We start from the raw sequence: 499 nt of genomic DNA, 5'->3' as shown, positions 1-499 counted from the left end.
ATCATTGATATAGCAGCATTTTTAGATCTCAATAATGATGATTTCAATCAAATTTATGATGATTTTGAAAAAGAAAATCTCCTTGAAATAAACATAGATCATACAGATGCACTCAATCTTTTAGATTTACAAGAACCAATACAAAAACAAATACTTGATAAGAATTTCCAAAATATACTCAATAATCAAATCCAGCCTCTTTTAGATGTGAAGAATTTAAATAAGAGCTTTGCAAAAATATCATTTCTCAAACTCAGAGAAATACAATTTTCATACAATCTACTTTCTCATCAAAGTGATTAGGGCATACTTTTTGCTTTCTTATAATCATCAATCATCTTTGAAGGAAAAGCGATGGAAATACAAAACAACCTTACAAGTATCCAAGACATCTTTCATCATCGTTACAAAGAGAGTATTTCTCCAATCATCCCTTTAGATAAACCTATTGAAGGAAATCTTGCTACTTTTGAGATAAAAGATATTCAAGATGGCTTCA

1 pseudogene is annotated in these 499 nt (G+C 28.7%); it reads left to right on the top strand.

What is annotated here, in order from left to right:
• A pseudogene (locus BKH42_RS09700) lies at positions 1–303 on the top strand (hypothetical protein); the annotation flags it as partial.
• Positions 304–499: the final 196 nt, after the last annotated feature.

The organism is Helicobacter sp. 13S00482-2 (assembly GCF_002272795.1).
Classification (GTDB): domain Bacteria; phylum Campylobacterota; class Campylobacteria; order Campylobacterales; family Helicobacteraceae; genus Helicobacter_J.
Note: the sequence above shows the minus strand (reverse complement) of the source record. Positions and strands in the feature narration are given on the sequence as shown.